The sequence below is a fragment of the Prevotella sp. P4-67 genome, assembly GCF_002251325.1.
Taxonomy (GTDB): domain Bacteria; phylum Bacteroidota; class Bacteroidia; order Bacteroidales; family Bacteroidaceae; genus Prevotella.
Window position 1 is genome coordinate 1 of the sequence record NZ_NPJL01000009.1, and the last position, 19199, is coordinate 19199.

A 19199-nucleotide genomic window follows, 5' to 3' on the forward strand; every position below is an offset into this window, starting at 1 on the left:
TGAACTCCCGCCCCTTGGGGAGGGTTGGGGAGGGGCTTTCTATCGGCCGGTGTGCATCGCCCGCGACCATCATTGGTGGTTCGTAACGGATGAAACGTGGGCACGTGACAACTGATACGTGGGCACGTGACGGACGATACGTGACCGCGTAACGGCCGTTACGAGCCAGCCGAGGGCATTGCCCGTGGCGCAGGATGGGCTGCAAGGGTTGGGAAGAATATTACAAATTGAGTTTAGGAGTACTCCCCCTACACATCTCAACCCATTATCCTGCTATGGATAACGCCTTCGGCTAAACGCAACTCCTACAGCGTTGCTATCCCTTTTTGTATCAATACCCAGGGTAGCGGACTGCGCCCGCAACCCTAGGCTGGGGAAGCGCAACTCCTACAGAGTTGCCAGGGTGCGTACCGCCTGCTATGGGCCAACCATCCATTGCAGCAGGGAGCGTACCTCCCACATTGGGCCAACTACTCATGGTCGTTGGGAGCGTACCATCTACGATGCGTTATTAATCACAAATGCCCTAATTAATATGGAACACGACGAAGGAGGTTAATTCTGTTTTATCAGAACCATCCGTATTCGTCGCAATGACGGAAATGCGGATGGGGGCGATGGCTCGGAGTGTCTTTACTATCTGTTCGGGCGACGCGACTGGCCCTGCTACCATGATGCGCACCATCACCAGCGATGAAATGATAAAAATCGCGGGGGGAAGAAGAAAAAAGATGGAAAAAGATTTGTATTTCGATAACAATCATTATCTTTGCAAGCATAACCTAATACTCCTCCAAAAAAGTGCTGCTTATGAATACCCCACGACAGAGCAACGCCACCACACTGTGGTACATGATGGTAATCGGTCTGCTGATGATAGCCTGCGGACAGCGACAGGCGACGACTCCTATGGCCGTGCGCAAAAGTCTGGACAGCCTCATCTCTTCTTCACACAATATCGACACTCTCCGTATGCTGCAGAAGCGTATGGAGAAGGAAGGCAATGTGTTGGGGCGCATCATCGTGTGCAGAGAGATAGGCCGGAAGATGCGCAACGAGAGCCTCTTTGACGAGGCACTGCGCTACCATGGCGAAGAGCTGACGCTCGCCGAAGACCTGGACGACACGCTGGAGATGGTGCAGGCGCTCAACAACCTGGGCACCGACTACCGCAGACTGGGCGTGCTCGACGTGGCGCAAGACTACCATTACCGCGCGTGGACCATCAGCAAGGCGAGCGGCGACACCTCGCACGTGGCGAAGAAGAGTCGCGTGGTGGCGCTCAACGGACTGGGCAACATCTACCTCACCGTGGGCAACTACGAGCGCGCCGACAGTGCGCTGCGCATGGCGCTCGCCGGCGAGAAGGAGCTGAAGAGCGAACTGGGGCAAGCCATCAACTACGCCAACATAGGCTCCATCTTCCGCCATCAGAACATGAACGACTCGGCGTGGGCGTACTTCCGCAAGTCGATGGAGCTGAACCAGAAGGTGAACAACATGCTCGGCATCTCGCTCTGCCATACCTACTACGGTTCGATGTATGAACGGGAGCGACGGTATGACAAGGCAGAGGAGGAATATGAGAAAGCCTACGAGCTGATGAAGGCTTCGCACGACGACTGGCATGCTCTGAACTCGCTCATCGCGCTGGCAAGCATCAACCTGACCAAGGGTGACAACGCCAGGGCGTTTAACTTCCTGGGCAAGGCAAAGCGGATGGCGGAGAAAATCAAGTCGTATGAATATCTGGCAGAGGTCTACACCTTATATTATAAGCACTACAAACGCACGGGCGACTACAGTGCGGCGCTCGCAGCCCACGAGAAGGCGGGCGCGATGCAGGACAGCGTGGTAGACATGGAGAAGGTGAACCGCATACAGAACGCGGGACTCGCCATCGAACGCACCCAGCAGGCAAGGATGATGGACGCGGCGAATATGACGCTGCAGAGCGAGCGGTCGGCACGGATGGTGAGCAGCGTCATCTTCGTCATCATAGTGCTGCTGCTCAGCTGTGCGCTGGTGATATTCTTCTACGCACAGCGCGTGAACCACCACAACCACATGAACCTGAAGAGGGTGGCGCAGATGCGAGAAAACTTCTTCACGAGCATCACCCACGAGTTCAGGACGCCGCTCACCGTGATACTCGGACTGAGTCAGGAACTGCAGAAGAACCCGCAGGACGAGGTGAAGAGCCACGCGCTGACCATAGAGCGGCAGGGAAAGGGTCTGCTGACACTCATCAACCAGCTGCTCGACATCTCGAAGCTCAAGTCGAAGGAGGGCAAGCTGGACTGGCGCAACGGCAGCATCACCACCTATGTGACGATGCTCGTAGACACCTATCGCGACTACGCCCGCAGCAAGAACATCGACTTGCAACTGTATGTCAAGGAGGAGGTGACGATGGACTTTGTGCCCGACTATGTGAGCAAGCTGCTGAACAATCTGATATCCAACTCGCTGAAGTTCACGCCGGAGTTCGGTAAAATCAACGTGTCGATGTGGCGCATCGAGGACACGCTGCACGTGGAGGTGAGCGACTCGGGCGAAGGCATGGACGAAGAGACGGCAGCCAATGCGTTCAAACCGTTCTACCAGGGTGAGAACGATGCCAAGAACATAGGCACGGGTGTGGGTCTGGCACTGGTGAAGAACGTGGTAGACTCGGTGCATGGCAAGATAAGCGTAAGGAGCAAGGTGGGAGAAGGCACAACATTCAGTATAGAGATACCCATCAACAACGTATGCGAGAACAAACTGACGGAGAAGACGATGGACAACATGCCGGTGCTGCCGGCAGAGGAACAGGCGCTCACCGACTGCGACTGCGACGACAGCCAGTACACGGTGCTGGTGGTCGAGGACAACCGCGACATCGCAGCCTATATAGGCAAGTTGCTCGCCGACCGCTACAGCGTGGCTTATGCCACCAACGGAGGCGACGGACTACAGAAGGCGATAGACCTAGTGCCCGACCTAATAGTGACCGACGTGATGATGCCCGACATGGATGGTCTGGAGCTCTGCCGACGCGTGAGGGCCAACGAGGTGGTCAACCATATCCCCATCGTCATCGTCACGGCGAAGATTACGGAGCAGGAGCGCATCGAGGGCATCAAAGCGGGTGCCGACGCCTATATCTCCAAGCCGTTCAATGTGGACGAACTGCGCACGGTGGTCGAGAAGCTGCTCGACAGGCATCGCTCGCTGCGCAGCAAGTTTGGCGATGGCATGACAAGCAGCAACAACGACGAAGAGGGCAGGCTCACCGATGCCGAGCGGAGGTTTGTAGCCAAGGCCGTAGACCATATCTATCTGCTGCTCGACAAGCAGGCGCTCGACATCAATGCACTGGCAGACAAGCTGTGCATGAGCTCACGCCAGTTCCATCGCAAGATAGTGGCGATAACGGGCTGTTCGCCCGCCTCGTTTGTGATGAAAATCAAGATGAAGCGTGCCCGACATCTGCTGGAGAACGACACGAGGATGGGCATTGACGAGATAGCCAGCCGCTGCGGCTTTGAACACACCTCGAGCTTCTACCACGCCTTCCGCAAGACGTATGGCGTGACGCCGAAGGATATCAGGAGAGGAGTGGAGGATAATTGAAAGCCCCTCCCCAACCCTCCCCAAGGGGCGGGAGCTACTTCCTGCTGTGTTTGAGGCTGTTGGGTGCGGCTCCTTCCCCTTGGGGAAGGCTGGGATGGGGCTTCTATCGCGGACAGAACGCACCCTTGGCAACTCTGTAGGAGTTGCGTTTCCATAGCCCAGGGTTGAGGTGCGCAGCGCCTCTACCCTGGGTATATATATAATAAGGTGGAGCAACGCTGAACCGAAGGTCACCGGCGCGGCGCTTTGCGACGCGGAAAGGTAAAGTGTTGCGCTTAGCCGAAGGCGTTATACTCAATCTGATAATAACCATCTACCCATTCCTACTCATTATCCTCATGCGCGTAACGCCTTCGGCTAAACGCAACTCCTACAGAGTTGTCAGGTTAGTGGGGCAGTTACCCAGGGTAGCGTGCTTCGCCCGCCACCCTGGGCTGCGAAATCGCAACTCCTACAGAGTTGCCGCTGCTTGCGGGAGGCCAATTGCGGGGTTAATCCATTATTACCTACTTATGTAATAAGTTGATATAAACACAAAAAGCCATGGCGGATGTTGTCGGCTTCGCCTTTTTGTGGCTGTCGGTGACGGCAGTCGGAAAACGAGTTTTCCTCCTTGTCGTCGCCGCCTTCCCCCAACGCCATGCCTTGCATGACGACAACAGCCGGCATGGTTCAAAAAGCGGCCAGCGGCCGTAAAAAAAGCCGCCTTTGGCGGTAAAAAAACAGCTGATTGTATCATTCCATCTGTTTGACACCTGCCGATAGAAAATAAGGTAATCTTTTTTTGTACCGGCGTTAGCCGGACTTTTTTTACCGCCAACGGCGGACTTTTTGTATTTGCGGCTTTTCAGCCTGCCACCAAGCAGGCGCGGATGGGGGTGGCGGGGAATATCCGAGAGCTCGCTCTCGAGATATCTCCCGACACACACGGACGCATAGGGCGAAGCCCTGAAAAGCCACAAATCTTTTTGTAGCTTCTTGCGATAGCATATTCAAGGTATATGGGCATATACACTACAAGTAACGCCTTCGGCTAAGCGCAACTCCTACAGAGTTGCCAGGTTAGTGGGGGCAGTTACCCAGGGTAGCGAGCTTCGCCCGCAACCCTGGGCTGTGAAATCGCAACTCCTACAGAGTTGCTGCTGCTTGCGGAGGCAAACCAAAAGCCCCTCCCCAGCCCTCCCCAAGGGGCGGGAGCTGCTTCCTGCTGTGTTTGAGGCGTTTAGACAAGACTCCTTCCCCTTGGGAAAGGTTGGGATGGGGCTTCTATTGGTGCGCTTTGCCCTTGCGGCGGGTTGGTGAATGGGGCTCAAAAAAGCAGCCAAGCGTTATAGTAATAACACTTGGCTGCTTCCTTGTACCCAGAGCCGGGGTCGAACCGGCACGGATTGCTCCACTGGTGTTTGAGACCAGCGCGTCTACCGATTCCGCCATCTGGGCAACTCTATCCAATAATTCGGATGCAAAGGTAAGACATTTTTCCGAATTAACAAACTTTTTTTCAGAAAAACGCAAAAATGCTTGCGCCATTCGGGGATAATGGTTATCTTAGCCGCCGATTAGAAACCTCATCTTACAGACATATATATATGACTAACATAAACAACAATTACTGTGTAATCATAGCAGGAGGCAAGGGACGACGCCTCTGGCCCTGCAGTCGTGAAGCACGGCCCAAACAATTCATAGACTTCTTCGGCTGCGGGCGCACGCTGCTGCAGCAGACCTTTGACCGCATGCGGCGGATGCTGCCTCTGGACCACATATACATCAACACCAATATGGCCTACCTCGACCTGGTGCACGAGCAGTTGCCCGAGGTGGACGACGACCATATCCTGGCCGAACCCATACACCGCAACACGGCACCCAGCGTGGCGTGGGCGTGCCACCGCATCAACCATACCAACGAGGATGCCTGTCTGCTGGCCATCCCCTCCGACCAGATGGTGCTGGACGAGCAGCAGTTCTTCGCCAACGTGGGCGAGGGCTTCGACTTCGTAAGCTCCAACGACTGTCTGCTCACGATGGGCGTCAAGCCCACGCGCCCTGAGCCCGGCTACGGCTATATCCAGAAAGGCGAAGTGGCCCGCAACGAGGTCTACTGCGTGCAGTCGTTCACAGAGAAGCCCGACCGCGAATTTGCCCGCATGTTTATGGAGAGCGGCGAGTTCTACTGGAACACGGGTATGTTTCTCGCCAACACGCGCTTCCTCTACCACACGTTCAGCACCTTCCTCCCCAGCGTGCTGCGCAACCTCGACGAGAGCAACCCGCAATGGACGCTGGACGAGGAGAACCGCTTCATACAGGACAACTTCCCCTCCTACCCCAACATGTCAATAGAGCGCGGCGTCCTGGAGAAGTCGGGGAGCGTGTATGTGATGGAGTGCCGGTTTGGATGGGCAGACATAGGCACATGGCACAATGTGTATGAAGCTATGAGGCGCGCCGACGGCGACAACGTGGTGATAGACTCGGAGGCGATGACCGAAGACGCCCACAACAATATCATCAAGCTGCCCAAGGGCAAGCTGGCGGTCATCAACGGGCTCGACGGGTTTATCGTGGCAGAGGAAGGCAACGTGCTGCTCATCTGCAAGAAGGAAGACTCGTCTGACCTGATACGCAAGTATGTCAACGACGTGCAGATGAAGCGTGGCGACGAATACGTGTAAACCCTTAATAACATAGGTATGGAAGCAAGAAAGTTTTGGCTCGTAGCCATGGCAGCCATGGCATGCTGGAGCGCACAGGCGCAAGCGGTGAAACCCGTCAAGATGGTGATAGGCCCCGACGGTATGGCCTGTGAGTACATCGGCGAGACCGCCGACAAGTACCACGTGATGTGCCAGGACGACGGATGGGTCGACAAGAAGACCCACCGCATCGAAATCTGGTCGCCCGAGAAAGGCAAGGGATGGGTATGCTGTCGCAAGGCCGACGGCAAGGTGAACATCTACAAGTCTGCAGACGCCAAGTCGGCCGTGGTAGGGCAGCTCACCAGCACCAAGGGCTACATTCCCGAGTCGGCAGCCTGTCTGGGCCTCGAGAAGGGATGGTACAAGGTAAACAAAGACGGCGTGGTGGGCTATGTCAAAGCCCGCACAGCCTGGTGGAGCGCCAAGTCGCTGGACTAAAGGTCATCCACTACAACACAAGAGCCGCCGGCAGGCCGCTTCTCCATGACCGGGGAAGCGCGCCTGTCGGCGGCTCTCTATGTATGAGGGTGTCGGGGGCGACGCTCAGAGCTTCTGGAACTCGGCGTAGATGCTGTCGGCTATGCGCTGCATCTCTTCGGGCTCGAGAGAGAGGTGCTCCTTGCGGAAATCCACATCAGCCTCTGAATTGATGGGCATGAGGTGGATGTGGGCATGAGGCACCTCGAGACCCAGCACCACCTGGGCCACCTTGCGGCAGGGGAACGCGGCGCGGATGGCCTGTGCCACCTTCTTGGCAAACACCTGGAAAGCGGCCAGTTCGGCGTCGTCCATATCAAAGATGTAATCGACCTCCTTGCGGGGTATCACCAGCGTGTGACCCTTGGTGAGAGGACTGATGTCGAGGAATGCATAGAAGTCGGCACTCTCGGCACACTTGTAGCTCGGTATCTCACCGGCTGCAATCTTAGTGAAAATGGTAGCCATAATCGTATTGTTGGTTTGGGTTGATGTATAGAGCGTGGTTGCGAGCCCGCTATCAGTCGATCGAGATGCGATCGATGCGCAGATGGATGACGCCGTTGGGAATCTTGATGTCGGCGACCTCGCCCACCTTCTTGCCGAGGAGTCCCTGGGCGATGGGGGTGTGGATGGAAATCTTGCCCTCGCGCAGATTGGCCTCACTCTCGCTCACGATGGTATAGGTCATCTTAGCCTGGTTGGCCACGTTGGTCATTTCGACCTTGCACATAATCTGTACAGTGTCTGTGCTGAGACGCGACATATCTACTATCTTGGCCTCGGCGATGGTTAGTTTCATTTTGTTGATTTTGCTCTCCAGGTGAGCCTGTGCCTCCTTGGCAGCATCGTACTCTGAGTTTTCACTTAAGTCACCCTTGTCACGGGCTTCAGCGATTGCGGCTGATGCCTTGGGGCGCTCAATCGATTCGAGCCTGCGGAGCTCGGCTACGAGTTTGTCGTAGCCCTCTTGCGACATGTAAGCCATAATTTTTGAATTAATTTGTTCTACATTGGACAGACAACAATAAAATAAGGAATTCCAACAGCTTTGCAGGTTGTCGAAATTCCAACTTTTATTATCCTCTTCTTTTCTAATACTTTTGCAAAGGTAATGAATAAAGAAGACAATACCAAATCAATCATCAATTATTTTTACTTTCTCGTGGTTTTCGCCGTCGGCAGAGGCGCCATCTGGGCTCGCGGAGGTTCACTTAACCGTTGAGGGTCAAGCAGATGTTTGATATATGTCAAGAAAAGATACCTTCGGAGACAATTCTGGCCGAAACATTTGGCTGATTCGCGCAATCTGGATACCTTTGCATCGTGTTTTTCATAGTATTAGATTTAAGGTTAACAAGGTTTTGGACTCAGCGGAGTCCATTTTTTTTTGCCCTTAACCCAAGCACGCCGGCCGTAGCGCCCCTTGGCGACAAAGGATGACGCCACGCGGGAGAGTCCGCGCCATCCAAGGCCCACCCAGAGAAACCATCCGCTCATCCGCTCACCCCATCGACCTCACCCATACACCACAGACGCCCATACGCAGCAGCCCGACACGACCGCCGTGCGCCATCACTCTACCCCACCGACCAACCCGAAAACCACCGAGACCCAAGACATCCTAACGGCAAACCACGAAACGGAAAAATCGAACCACGAAACGATTACGGCAAGCCACGAAATGATTAAGGCAAACCACGAAACAGGAATAAACCACATCGCCACGTAGATTATCGAAACGTAGATAGGCGAGTGGATGCCGAAAAATCAAGCCAAACCCATCAAAAAAGTGCGGGAAAAACACAAAAACGACGAAAAACACCCAAAAAATGTAATACGTAACTTTGTACCACCAAAATTTCGTAAAGTTAGATATTGCTGTCGTTCTGAGCCGCTGCGGTGAGCGTAAGGGCTGAGAGTGCAGAGGCAAGAACAAGCTGCTTGCAGGAAGAATTGTTTCGGTTCATTATCAGTATAGATTTGTTGTTTGAATAATTATTGAGTGATTGTCTTTATAAAACAGTAACAGGAGGGTATGACAATAATGCCACACCCTCCTAAAAAATACCATTACAAAAATCAAAACGTTTTTATTTCGCCATCAGACTTACGGCAAATCCTCCGCCGCGCGCCTGCTTCAGCTTCAGCACATCGCCCTTCTTTACCGTACGATGGGTGATGACGTAGGCTGAAGGATTCTTCTCGTAATCGGCATCGGGTGCATCCAGATAGATGGCGCAGTCGTACTTGCGTCCTTTGTCAAGGAAATCGAGGCGCACTACCGACTGATGGCCTTCGGCATCGCACTTTCCGCCCACAAACCAATTGTCTGTTCCTTTAGCCTTGCGAGCTACTGTGATATACTTGGCAGGCTCGGCTTCCAGATAGCGAGAGTCGTCCCAGTCGCAAGCTACGTCGCGAATGAACTGGAAAGCATCGTCATACTTCTCGTAATTCTCAGGCAGATCGGCTGCCATCTGCAACGGAGAGTACATAGTTAGATAGAGTGCCAACTGTCCGCAGAGCGTTGTGTTGACATTGGATTTATTGTTGCACCACTCGCTCAGCTTCGTTACGAATATGCCGGGAGTATAGTCCATCGGACCACCCTGCAATCTGGTGAACGGCAGAATGACCGTATGGTAAGGCTCACTGCCTCCGAATGCCTCATACTCTGTGCCTCGTGCCGACTCGTTGCCTACGAGATTAGGCCATGTACGGCACAATCCAGTAGGACGTGTAGCCTCATGCGCGTTGACCATTATGTGATGCTTGGCCGCCTCCTTGATGCAGTAGAGATAGTGGTTGTTGGTCGACTGCGAATAATGGTAGTCGCCTCGTGGAATGATGTCGCCCACATAGCCGCTCTTCACGGCATCATATCCATACTTGTTCATAAGCGTATAGGCTGCCTCCAGATGACGCTCATAGTTCTGTGTGGATCCGCTCGTCTCGTGGTGCATCATCAGTTTCACGCCCTTGGAGTGGGCATAGTCGTTGAGATACTTTATGTCGAAGTCGGGATAAGGTGTCTGGAAGTCGAATACATAGTCCTTGTAATGACCGAACCAATCTTCCCATCCGATGTTCCAACCCTCTACCAGCACCTCCTGAAGTCCGTTCTTGGCAGCGAAATCAATATAACGCTTCACATTCTCGGTATTGGCAGGATGCTGTCCGTGCGGCAGGCACTTTGAATAGTCAAGGCTTTCAAGATGCACCGAAGGCAGATCGAAGGTGTAGCTCCACTGCTTGCCTCCGGCTATCATCTCCCACCACACTCCGCAATACTTAGTAGGATGAATCCACGACGTATCCTCTATCTTGCACGGCTCGTTGAGATTGAGTATGAGGTTGGACGCAAGCATGTCGCGGGCATCGTCGCTTACAATCACCGTACGCCACGGTGTGTTGAACGGAGTCTGTACATATCCCTTCATACCCGTAGCGTCTGGCGTGAGCCACGACTCGAACACCATGTTCTTGTCGTCGAGATTGAGGTGCATTGTGGGGAAGTTGACACAGGCGGCTTCATGCAGATTGATGTAGAGACCGTCGTCGGTCTTGAGCTGCAGTGATGTCTGTACACCCGTAGGCGAGAACGATGTCTGCGAAGCATTGGACGTTATGGCTGCCTTCATTTTCGAACGTATCTCGCTCATCTTCGATATTACGGTTTCATACTCCTGCGTGTCGTAGTCGCCCGGAATCCAATAGGCTGTATGGTCGCCCGCCATTGCAAACTGGGTGTGCTCTTCCTTCACTACGATATAGTTGAGCTTGGGCTGTTGCGGAAACTCATAGCGCAGTCCCATACCGTCGTCATAGACACGGAAACGAATGCAGATGTCACGTTGCATTGAAGCCTGATTGAGCGTTACTGCAAGTTCGTTGTAATGGTTGCGTATAGTTGCGGTCTCGCCCCATACCGGTCGCCATGTCTCATCGAACGTGGCAGTCTGCGTGTTCTTCACCGTGAACCCGTCCATGAGGTTCTGTTCGTTCATCTCGTTGGATGCATGCTTGTCTTTGGCAAGTTCCAGTCCGAGATGCGACGGACGTATCACTTCCTTCTTCTTGTATGTCATCTCATACGTGGGACGTCCGTCCTGCAGATAGAACTTCACCGAAACGTTGCCGTCTGGCGATGTCACAGTCTGCGCACCTGCCCCCAATGTGAGGGCAAGTGCAAGTGCTGAAAACAATAGTTTCTTCATGTGTACTGGCTTATTTATTCTACAACAATCATTGTCCAATACTTAAGCTGCGGAACGGTAAATACAACGAAGTCGCCATCCTGACGATATTGCAGTTCCTGCGGAGCGCCTCCGAGTTGGTCGGGCGATGCCACCCACAGCTTCTTTACGTTCTTTGCACGCATACGCAATGTTAGGTTGTCGATGGCTTCGGGCTCGGGCATCGTTCCGTCCTTGTCGCGCCAGCTCAAGCTGTTAGCCTGACGGAAGTTGAGCAGACTCACCACTTGCTTGCCGTCTACGCTCTTGCTGTATGCCGTTACGTTGCCAAGTACGGGCGGCCATGCATTGATCGTTACCACAGACTTGGCTGCTGCAATATCGCATTGTGTCTCTGTTCCACCGTTGCGAAGCAGGTTCTGATAGGCTGTAAGGAAATCGTAGTACGCCACTATCTGCTTCTTCAGTCCGGCGCTCATCTTCACATCGGCATAAGGGAAGTATTCTGAACTCAGCATATGTCCTGCTCCGAGTTCGAGATGTGATGCTCCGAGGGCGAACATTACGGCATCGGTGAGCAGCACTCCGGGTGTATTGAACTCCGGCTTATTGTGTCCGTAGTCCATATATGCGGCATACACCTGACCTAACGTATTTCCGGAATACAGGCGATTGGCCTTCAATATGTCATGGAGGTCACTGAACTTGTCTTCACCATCCCACAATTCGGAGTACATAAAGTCAACGCATCCCGTTGACACAATCTTGTCTGAGCCATAATTACTGACGGCATTCATCACCAGACGTTTGTCGGGCTGACGCTCTTTCATAGCTCGTATGAACGATGCATAGCCGTTAGGCAGATTCACCTGTGATCCATAATAGTCGTAATCGGTGCCACGTGAGCCAAGCTGGTCGATATGGAATCCGTCAAAATCGAGTGCTTCATACACATCGTCGTTGCGGTCGGCAAGGTAATTCTGCCAGTCTTTGTTCGACGGATCGACAAGATATATGTCGCTCTTCCAGTCGGACGGCAACTGATGGCGGTCGCATTTGGAGTGATTCTGGTCGGTATATATATACCAATGGTCGTCCACTCCATCAGCCTTTGCATCGTCAAATGCACCGAAACAGAGATTGTAGAACATAGCCTTCATGCCCAACGAATGTGCCTGGGCAATGTAGTCCTTCACCACCGAAGTGTAGTTGTCGCGGTTGGCAATGTCCTTGTAGCTCTCGAGCAGATTGCCTGGTGTGCCGCCGAGCGGCCAATGCTGCTTGTATTGCCAATCGTAGAACTGCAATCCATTAATGTGGCAGCGGTTGAGAAAAGACAATTCGGAAGCAATAACATCTGAAGTGCGGTCGCTACCGTATGAAGCTATGAAGCCATAGCGTGGGAATCGCGCCCAATCGCTCGACACATCTACGCCAATAGTGGCGTAGATGGTCTGCTGATTGTTGCCGTCAACTGTGTATATGTCGGCCATATAGCCTGTATAATCAGCTTGCGGAGCTGTCCATGTCCACGAAGTTGAACCTAAGTTTTCGTCGGCTATCACCTCAGAACCATGACGGTAGCGTATGCGAGCCGATGCAGGCAGAGTACCGTCAGTCACGTTGAAGCGTACTGTCTCGCCCGGTTTGTATGCCGCCTTGTCTGTAGTGACAGTGAGCGAGAGATCGGCTGTGGTCTTCACCACGGTCTGTATAATGTCCGTAGGAACGGTAGCGGGGTCGTTGTAGCTATTGTTGTCATCGCTGCATGAGCCTATCAATAACGGCAACGCCATTAGCAATACATTCATTTTCATTTTATGCTTTTGTTAGATTGTTATTTTTTTGAGATTGTTACGGTCTCGTTGAGCTGGTCGAGCGTTATGGTGTATGTGCCCGACGATGTTATCTTCCACTTGTAGTCGAGGTCGCTAACGTTCACAGTCAGATACTGCGATTTAAGTGTTTCGTCACTCTTGTTGATGAAGAGAGCCTGCTCGGCAGTACCCTTTGGTTCGGCATCGGGAGCAGAAGGCATAAACCACGCTCCGTACCAGTCGCTCTGCTTGTCGCAAGAGAACTTGAGTTCGCCTGCGTTGAGCTGACCTGTCCATGTGAATACATAAGGACTCGCTGTAGAAGTCATCGGTGTGGCATGGCCAAGATCCCATCCGTTGGGTGTAGCATCACCTACAAGGTATATCATTTCGTATGGAGTGAACTCGCTCATCATCATACGTTCCTTGCCCGAACGAATGTCAACGCATATCTTATAAGCCTTGCCGGTCTCGCTGTCCTGCAGATTCCACTTGTTGTCGGGGTCGAAACCAGATACGAATTCCATGCTCTTGTCTGTGTAAGGAGCGTTTGCCTGTGTGGCTTTATACATGTTCTCCCATGAGTTCATGGATGTTCCGAACTTAAACTCGCCGCCAACTCCCTGCTCAAAGTAGCGTCCCATGCGGAAGAGGAAGGGATCAAGAGCATCCTGTTTCATCGGTTCAAAGCTCCATCCGGTTGGATTGCCTACGAAGAACAGCTGGTCGAAGGCAGGGCTTATGCCTTCAGTCTTTTCTATGCTGACTGTAGCAGCAAGCAAATCCACGGTCACCTTATAGTCGTGTGCTTCGTCAATGGTCCATTTCTCGTCGGGTTGGTCGTCGCTTGTGCGGAGCACTGGACCACCGTTGTCGCCGCGTCCGTATGAAGGCAGAAACTGTCCGAGAGTGGTTATGAACTTTATCTCGCCGCTATTGAGCTTGCCTTCCCAAGTGAAGAGGCCGTTGGTGGTTCGTGTCATCTCCGATGCATTGTCGGCGCTCCATCCGTTTGGAGCTGCGCTACCTATAATATACAATGTGGATGTGACGGGTTCGTATGGTGTAGCGGTGAACTGCGTGGTGGCAGTCTGTGTCTCTTCCACGCCGCTGACTATGGCAGTGACGCGTGCTTCGATGTCAATGGGTGTGCCAACGGTGCCTCCCATCTTGTCGAGAATGATGTTGTTAAGATTCTCCACGTTGGCACTCCACGTGTAAGTCTGCGTCTGTTCGTCCACAGCCACGTAAGGCTGGGCGAAGTCGGTGCCAGCCTTAGCCAGTTCCAGACGATAGCTGATGCGGTTGCCGGTACCGTAATTGTTGCCAGTGGTCCAGTTCAGGGTGACGGCGTCACTTGCATGGTTGGTCTCTTCCAGAGCGGACAGGGCTTGGTCAGCCGTGATTGTCAGCTGGTCGCGTCCTTTGTCCAGTTCGGTGTAGTCCTGGTCTGAGCAAGCGGAGAGTGCGAAGCCGATGAAAAGAAGAGCCAACAGACTATGAATGCAATTTATATATCGTTTCATATTGATTCTTTTTTTATTGTTTATAATGTTTCTTGACCTTTAATATCCAGGGTTCTGTGTCATCAGCTTGTTGGCGTCTCTCTCCGTCTGCGGGATGGGGAAGAGCAGGCGTTCCTTTGTGACGCGCGACTTTCCGATGGACTTGAGGAACTTCACGGCATAGTCGCCATGCTGCAAGCGTATCATGTCAAACCAGCGATGGCCCTCAAACGCCAGTTCAATACGACGTTCGTGTATGATCTTTTCGCGCATAGCTTCCTGCGACAATCCACTCACTCCAGGCAGTCCGGCACGATGACGGACGATGTTAAGAGGCTCGGCTGCCTCAGCAGTCTTGCCCTGCTCGTTAAGAGCCTCAGCCTTCATAAGCAGCACATCGGCATAGCGATACACCACAAAGTTGGCAGGATTGGTGTTATATTCTGGTGATACGCTCTTTGAAACGAGAAACTTGCGCACGTTATATCCGGTAGTTGAGTAGCTGCTCTTGTATGTCATGCCGTCAAAATCGGGACATCCATCATACAATACGGTAAGGTCCTTGCGCTTGTCGCCTTCCTCATACTGCGACATGAACTCTTCTGTAGGCAGGTTCCATCCGTAAGATCCTGCCACAAAGTTGGAGTTTCGTGGTCCCATGAATGTCGACAGCCAGCTCGACTGCGGATTGTTTCCCCAAAAATCGTATTCGGTATTGCCAGAGAACTGCACTTCGAAGATTGACTCAGGACCATTGTTGATGGTAGCGTCAAAGTTTGATTCGTACGTGCATTGGCTTAGATCGTAGCCAAGAGCTGTCACATCGTCGCACAGGCTCACAACCTTCTGATAGTATTCATTGTTGTCGGGAGCGAGTGTGAGGTATATATCGGCGAGCATTGTATAGGCTGCATCCTTCGTAGCACGTCCAAGATTGTCGTTATCAAGCTGGCTTTTGGCAGGAAGCAGATCGGCTGCGCGATTGGTATCGTCAATTATCTGTTTGTAAACCTCGTCAACTGAAGCACGTGCTATGTCCGTGCTCTCGCCTGGATTGAACGGCTTCAGACGCAGAGGTACCCCACCATACAAGCGTACAAGTATATAATAATAATGTGCACGGAGGAAGTAAGCCTCACCGAGCGAACGTCCCAAAATGGTGCCCTTTTCCGGATTCTTGTCTTCGAGAGCATTGATGAGGATGTTGCACTGTCCGATACCGACCCAAGGCGAGCGCCACATGTACAGCGCCATACCATTATCGCTCTGCGTGGTGAAGTTGGAAGCCTGAACGGTCTCAATGCCGTCGGTACCTCCACCAGCGCCTACTATGCTGTTACCAGCAACGATGTCGAGTGTCCACAGACGTTGATTGTACATATTCGACGACTGGAGTGTACGATAGCAGGCATTTGCCATCGACACCGCCACGTCCTCGTCGACCGTCGTTTCGGGGTCGACTGTGTTCTTAGGCTCACGGTCGAGGAAGTCGCTGCATGAACACATCGAGCCTACAAGCGCTATGTTGAGAGCCAGAATAAATATCTTTTTCATAATGATTCAGTTGTTAGAAGTTTAGGTTTAATCCGATGTTGAACGTGCGCGAGATGGGATAGCTTGAGAGGTCGATTCCGTTGACACCCACTTCGGGGTCGAAACCTGAGTATCCGGTTATCGTTGCCACGTTCTCGCAAGAGAATGTGATGCGTGCAGAATTGAGTGTCAGGGCACGAAGCCACTGCTGCGGCACATTGTAAGAGAGCGAAATGCTCTTCAGACGCAAGTATGCACCGTTCTCAACGAAGCGGTCGCTGATGCGGTTGTTTTGGTTGGGATCGCCATAAACGGCACGTGGCATCGTGGTGCTTGTGCCCTCGCCATGCCAGCGTGACAGCACGTCGGTGAGCTGGTTGTAGGCTGCCGACATGCCCGTAAGGTCTATCTTGTTGGCATTGAATATCTTGTTGCCAGCCACGCCCTGCAAGTATACCGACAGTTCCAGACCCTTCCATGCAAGCGTATTGCTCATCGAGAAGATGTGTGTGGGGTTAGGATTGCCTATCACGGTGCGGTCGTTGTCGTTGATAACACCGTCGTTGTTGAGGTCCTTGAAGCGTATGTCGCCAGGCTCGGCACCTGTCTGAATGGCGTGTTCTTTTACTTCCAGCTCGTTCTGGAATATTCCGTCGGTGACATAACCGTAGAACACGTTGATGGGCAGATTGTTGGCGAGCGTCGTTACATACGAGTTGTTCACCTGATTGATATAGTAAGGCACGTCGCTGTTGAGACTCTTTATCTTGTTGCGGTTGTATGTATAGACGATACCTGTCTCCCACTGCAGCGGACCCTGAATGTTGACGGTATTGAGCGAAACCTCAAAACCCGTGTTGCGAACCTTTCCGGCATTGGTATAAGTGGTGCTTGTGTCCTCAAATCCCGAAGTGATTGGGATGGAAGCCTTTACGAGCATGTCGGTCGTATTCTTTATATAATAGTCGAATGTGAGGCGGGCACGCTGATTGAAGAGTGCTGCATCGAAGCCAATGTTGGTCTGCGCCACCTGCTCCCAATGAATGTTAGGATTGGCAAGCGTTGCCGAAATGAGTGCCGACTGTTCTGTTCCTGTCTTGCCGAACGGATATACGCTGGTGTTGTACGAAGCCAGATAGCTGTAGTTGCCCACACTGGCCTGACTGCCCGTAACGCCGTATCCAGCACGTATCTTGAGGTCGTTGAGAATATTGTTCTTCGGGAACCACTCTTCTTCAGAAGCGCGCCATGCCAGCGATACAGACGGGAATGTTCCCCAACGGTTGTTGCGGCCGAAGCGCGACGAGCCGTCACGGCGTACTGTAGCGGTAAGAAGATAGCGGTCGGCATACTCATAATTAAGTCGTGCCATATACGACATAAGCGCCCATTCGGTCTCGTTGCCGCCGATGGCATGCATCTTCTCGCCGTTGTCCATCTCGTGTACGCCATCATAAGCGAACACGTTCTTCTGTGCGTTGAGATAGTCGAAGTTGTTCCACTGTGCCGATGTACCAGCCATCAGTCCTACGTGATGCTTCTTGGCGAACGTATGGTCGAAGATGAAATAGTTGTCCCAAAGATATGTGAACGACTTGTTGTCGCTCTTGTAGCGGCTGCTCTCCTCAACGGGCGAGGGTTTCCAGTTGTGCTTGGGGGTATAGCTGTCGTTATACCAGAACTTGGCGTCAATGCCGAACGTGCTCTTCAGCTTGAGCCACTTAGCCAAAGTCACCTCTGCCGAGATATTGCCAAGGAGGTTATAGCCCTTAGTGCTGCTGCGGTCGGTTGTGGTTGGGCCGATCGGGTTGCGTACGCTTCCATACCAAAGCGAATTGCCCTCAGGTCCGGTCCACTCGCCGCTGGCGTCCTTAACGGCAAAGACGGGCAGTGCTCTGTATGTATTGCCCATGTCATAACTGCCCTGCTGCTTGCGGTCGGCCGAAACGGTTATGTTGGATGTCATCTTCAACCAAGGCTGCACCTGGGCATCAGAGTTCTGCTGGAAGGTGAATCGGCGGTACTTGACGCTTCTTACAATACCCGACTGATCGAGCATACCTCCCGACACATAATAGTGTGCCTTGTCGCTGCCACCCGAATAACTCAACGTGTAGTTCTGCATATATCCGGTACGGAACAACTCGTCTACCCAATCGGTTCCTTTGCCAAGAGCCGACGGATCTGCCCATTCGGGATTGGCGGTGTTGCCCGAATTGTTCATCATGTCGTTGCTCAGCGCTGCATACTGGCTTGCATTGAGCAGGTCGGGAGTACGTGTGGCATTCTGCACGGCAAGATTGGCAGAGAGCGAGAGGCGTCCCTTGCCTTCCTTTCCCTTCTTGGTGGTTATCATTATGACACCGTTGGCACCGCGGCTACCGTATATTGCCGTTGCCGAAGCGTCCTTCAGCACGTCCAGACGCTCTACGTCTGCCATGTTGATGGCATTGATGCCGAGGTCGGTTGGCACTCCGTCTATTACTACAAGAGGGTCGCAGTTGTTGATAGAACCCATACCGCGCACCTTAATAGTAACGTTGTCGCCCGGCTTGCCGGCATCTACAACCTGCAATCCTGCTATCTTACCCTGAATGGCCTGTCCGATGTTGGCTACCGGCGAGTTCTCTATGTCCTTGGCAGCAAGCGAACCGACAGCTCCGGTGAGGTCTTTCTTCTTCATAACGCCATAACCTACAACGACAATTTCGTTGAGTTTGTGGACATCTTCGGTCAATACGATTTCAAGCGACGACTTGCCACCTACGGCAACACGCTGGTTGTTGTAGCCGATGTACGAAATTTCGAGTACTGCATTGTCGGGAACTGAAATCGAGAATTCTCCGTCAAGGTTGGTTACTGTGGCGTTTTTAGTGCCTTTTTGTCCAACGGAGGCTCCAATGATAGTCTCACCATTGGCATCCTTCACTACACCATGTATTGTCTTATTGTTCTGTGCGTATGCGCCTATGGGCAACATTGCAAGAAACGAACAAGCAACAATCTGGCTGATCCATTTTCGATTGGTTTTGTTCATACTATTGGTTTTTAGTTGTTGTGTCGTTATGACGGTTGCAAATGTAGAATTTATTTTCATAAGTTGTTCATTAAAGTACCCAATATGTACACGTCTATGACTAAATAAAATATTAACAATATGATAATCAGATATTTACAAAAGCGCATTCACACTGCCAAGTACATCGTCCGAAAAGCAATAATATTATCAAAGCAAGGGGGAATCAATGAAAAAATATGAATAGGAAAGAAAAAAAGGCAATCATCTAATATGTTATTTCTGCAAAATTTGTAAATTTGCAGAAGCCTATAGAAACCACTAACAATTCA

At 52.3% G+C, this 19199-nt stretch carries 12 protein-coding genes and 1 tRNA gene; 4 read left to right on the plus strand and 9 right to left on the minus strand.

Features of this window, described 5'->3' with window-relative positions:
* Positions 1-569: 569 nt before the first annotated feature.
* Positions 570-764: a hypothetical protein gene (locus CIK92_RS13225; protein WP_144289279.1), complete on the minus strand. Its 195-nt coding sequence runs from the start codon at positions 762-764 to the stop codon at positions 570-572.
* A gap of 46 nt (positions 765-810) precedes the next feature.
* On the opposite strand from CIK92_RS13225, the gene CIK92_RS00525 reads away from it, so the two are divergent.
* Complete coding sequence (locus CIK92_RS00525) at positions 811-3618, plus strand: response regulator (protein WP_094387847.1); 2808 nt, start codon at positions 811-813, stop codon at positions 3616-3618.
* A gap of 543 nt (positions 3619-4161) precedes the next feature.
* The gene (locus CIK92_RS13600; RefSeq protein ID WP_158214692.1) at positions 4162-4314 is read left to right on the plus strand and encodes a hypothetical protein; all 153 of its coding nucleotides are present in this window, start codon (positions 4162-4164) and stop codon (positions 4312-4314) included.
* A gap of 662 nt (positions 4315-4976) precedes the next feature.
* Here CIK92_RS13600 and CIK92_RS00530 read toward each other — a convergent pair.
* A tRNA-Leu gene (locus CIK92_RS00530) sits at positions 4977-5058 on the minus strand.
* 149 nt (positions 5059-5207) lie between these two features.
* Here CIK92_RS00530 and CIK92_RS00535 point away from each other — a divergent pair.
* The gene (locus CIK92_RS00535) at positions 5208-6296 is read left to right on the plus strand and encodes a mannose-1-phosphate guanylyltransferase (protein WP_094387795.1); all 1089 of its coding nucleotides are present in this window, start codon (positions 5208-5210) and stop codon (positions 6294-6296) included.
* A gap of 18 nt (positions 6297-6314) precedes the next feature.
* Positions 6315-6758, plus strand: a complete 444-nt coding sequence (locus CIK92_RS00540; RefSeq protein ID WP_144289280.1) for a hypothetical protein — start codon at positions 6315-6317, stop codon at positions 6756-6758.
* A gap of 105 nt (positions 6759-6863) precedes the next feature.
* Here the strand turns inward: CIK92_RS00540 and CIK92_RS00545 are convergent, their stop codons facing one another.
* From CIK92_RS00545 to CIK92_RS00575, 7 genes are all read right to left on the minus strand, one after another.
* Positions 6864-7265 carry an HIT family protein gene (locus tag CIK92_RS00545; protein WP_022309579.1) on the minus strand — a complete coding sequence of 134 codons (402 nt, stop codon included), beginning with the start codon at positions 7263-7265 and terminating at the stop codon, positions 6864-6866.
* Positions 7266-7317: 52 nt separating this feature from the next.
* The gene (greA, locus tag CIK92_RS00550; RefSeq protein ID WP_094385331.1) at positions 7318-7785 is read right to left on the minus strand and encodes a transcription elongation factor GreA; all 468 of its coding nucleotides are present in this window, start codon (positions 7783-7785) and stop codon (positions 7318-7320) included.
* 1105 nt (positions 7786-8890) lie between these two features.
* On the minus strand, positions 8891-11017 hold the full coding sequence (locus CIK92_RS00555) for a glycoside hydrolase family 97 protein (protein ID WP_094387797.1): 2127 nt from the start codon (positions 11015-11017) through the stop codon (positions 8891-8893).
* 14 nt (positions 11018-11031) lie between these two features.
* On the minus strand, positions 11032-12813 hold the full coding sequence (locus tag CIK92_RS00560; protein ID WP_094385327.1) for a glycoside hydrolase family 66 protein: 1782 nt from the start codon (positions 12811-12813) through the stop codon (positions 11032-11034).
* A 20-nt stretch (positions 12814-12833) separates the two neighbouring features.
* Positions 12834-14339 (minus strand): SusF/SusE family outer membrane protein, encoded by a 1506-nt coding sequence (locus tag CIK92_RS00565; RefSeq protein ID WP_094387798.1) that lies wholly within the window; start codon positions 14337-14339, stop codon positions 12834-12836.
* A 39-nt stretch (positions 14340-14378) separates the two neighbouring features.
* Complete coding sequence (locus tag CIK92_RS00570) at positions 14379-15872, minus strand: RagB/SusD family nutrient uptake outer membrane protein (RefSeq protein WP_094385323.1); 1494 nt, start codon at positions 15870-15872, stop codon at positions 14379-14381.
* 13 nt (positions 15873-15885) lie between these two features.
* Positions 15886-18831, minus strand: a complete 2946-nt coding sequence (locus CIK92_RS00575) for a SusC/RagA family TonB-linked outer membrane protein (protein ID WP_371593912.1) — start codon at positions 18829-18831, stop codon at positions 15886-15888.
* Positions 18832-19199: the final 368 nt, after the last annotated feature.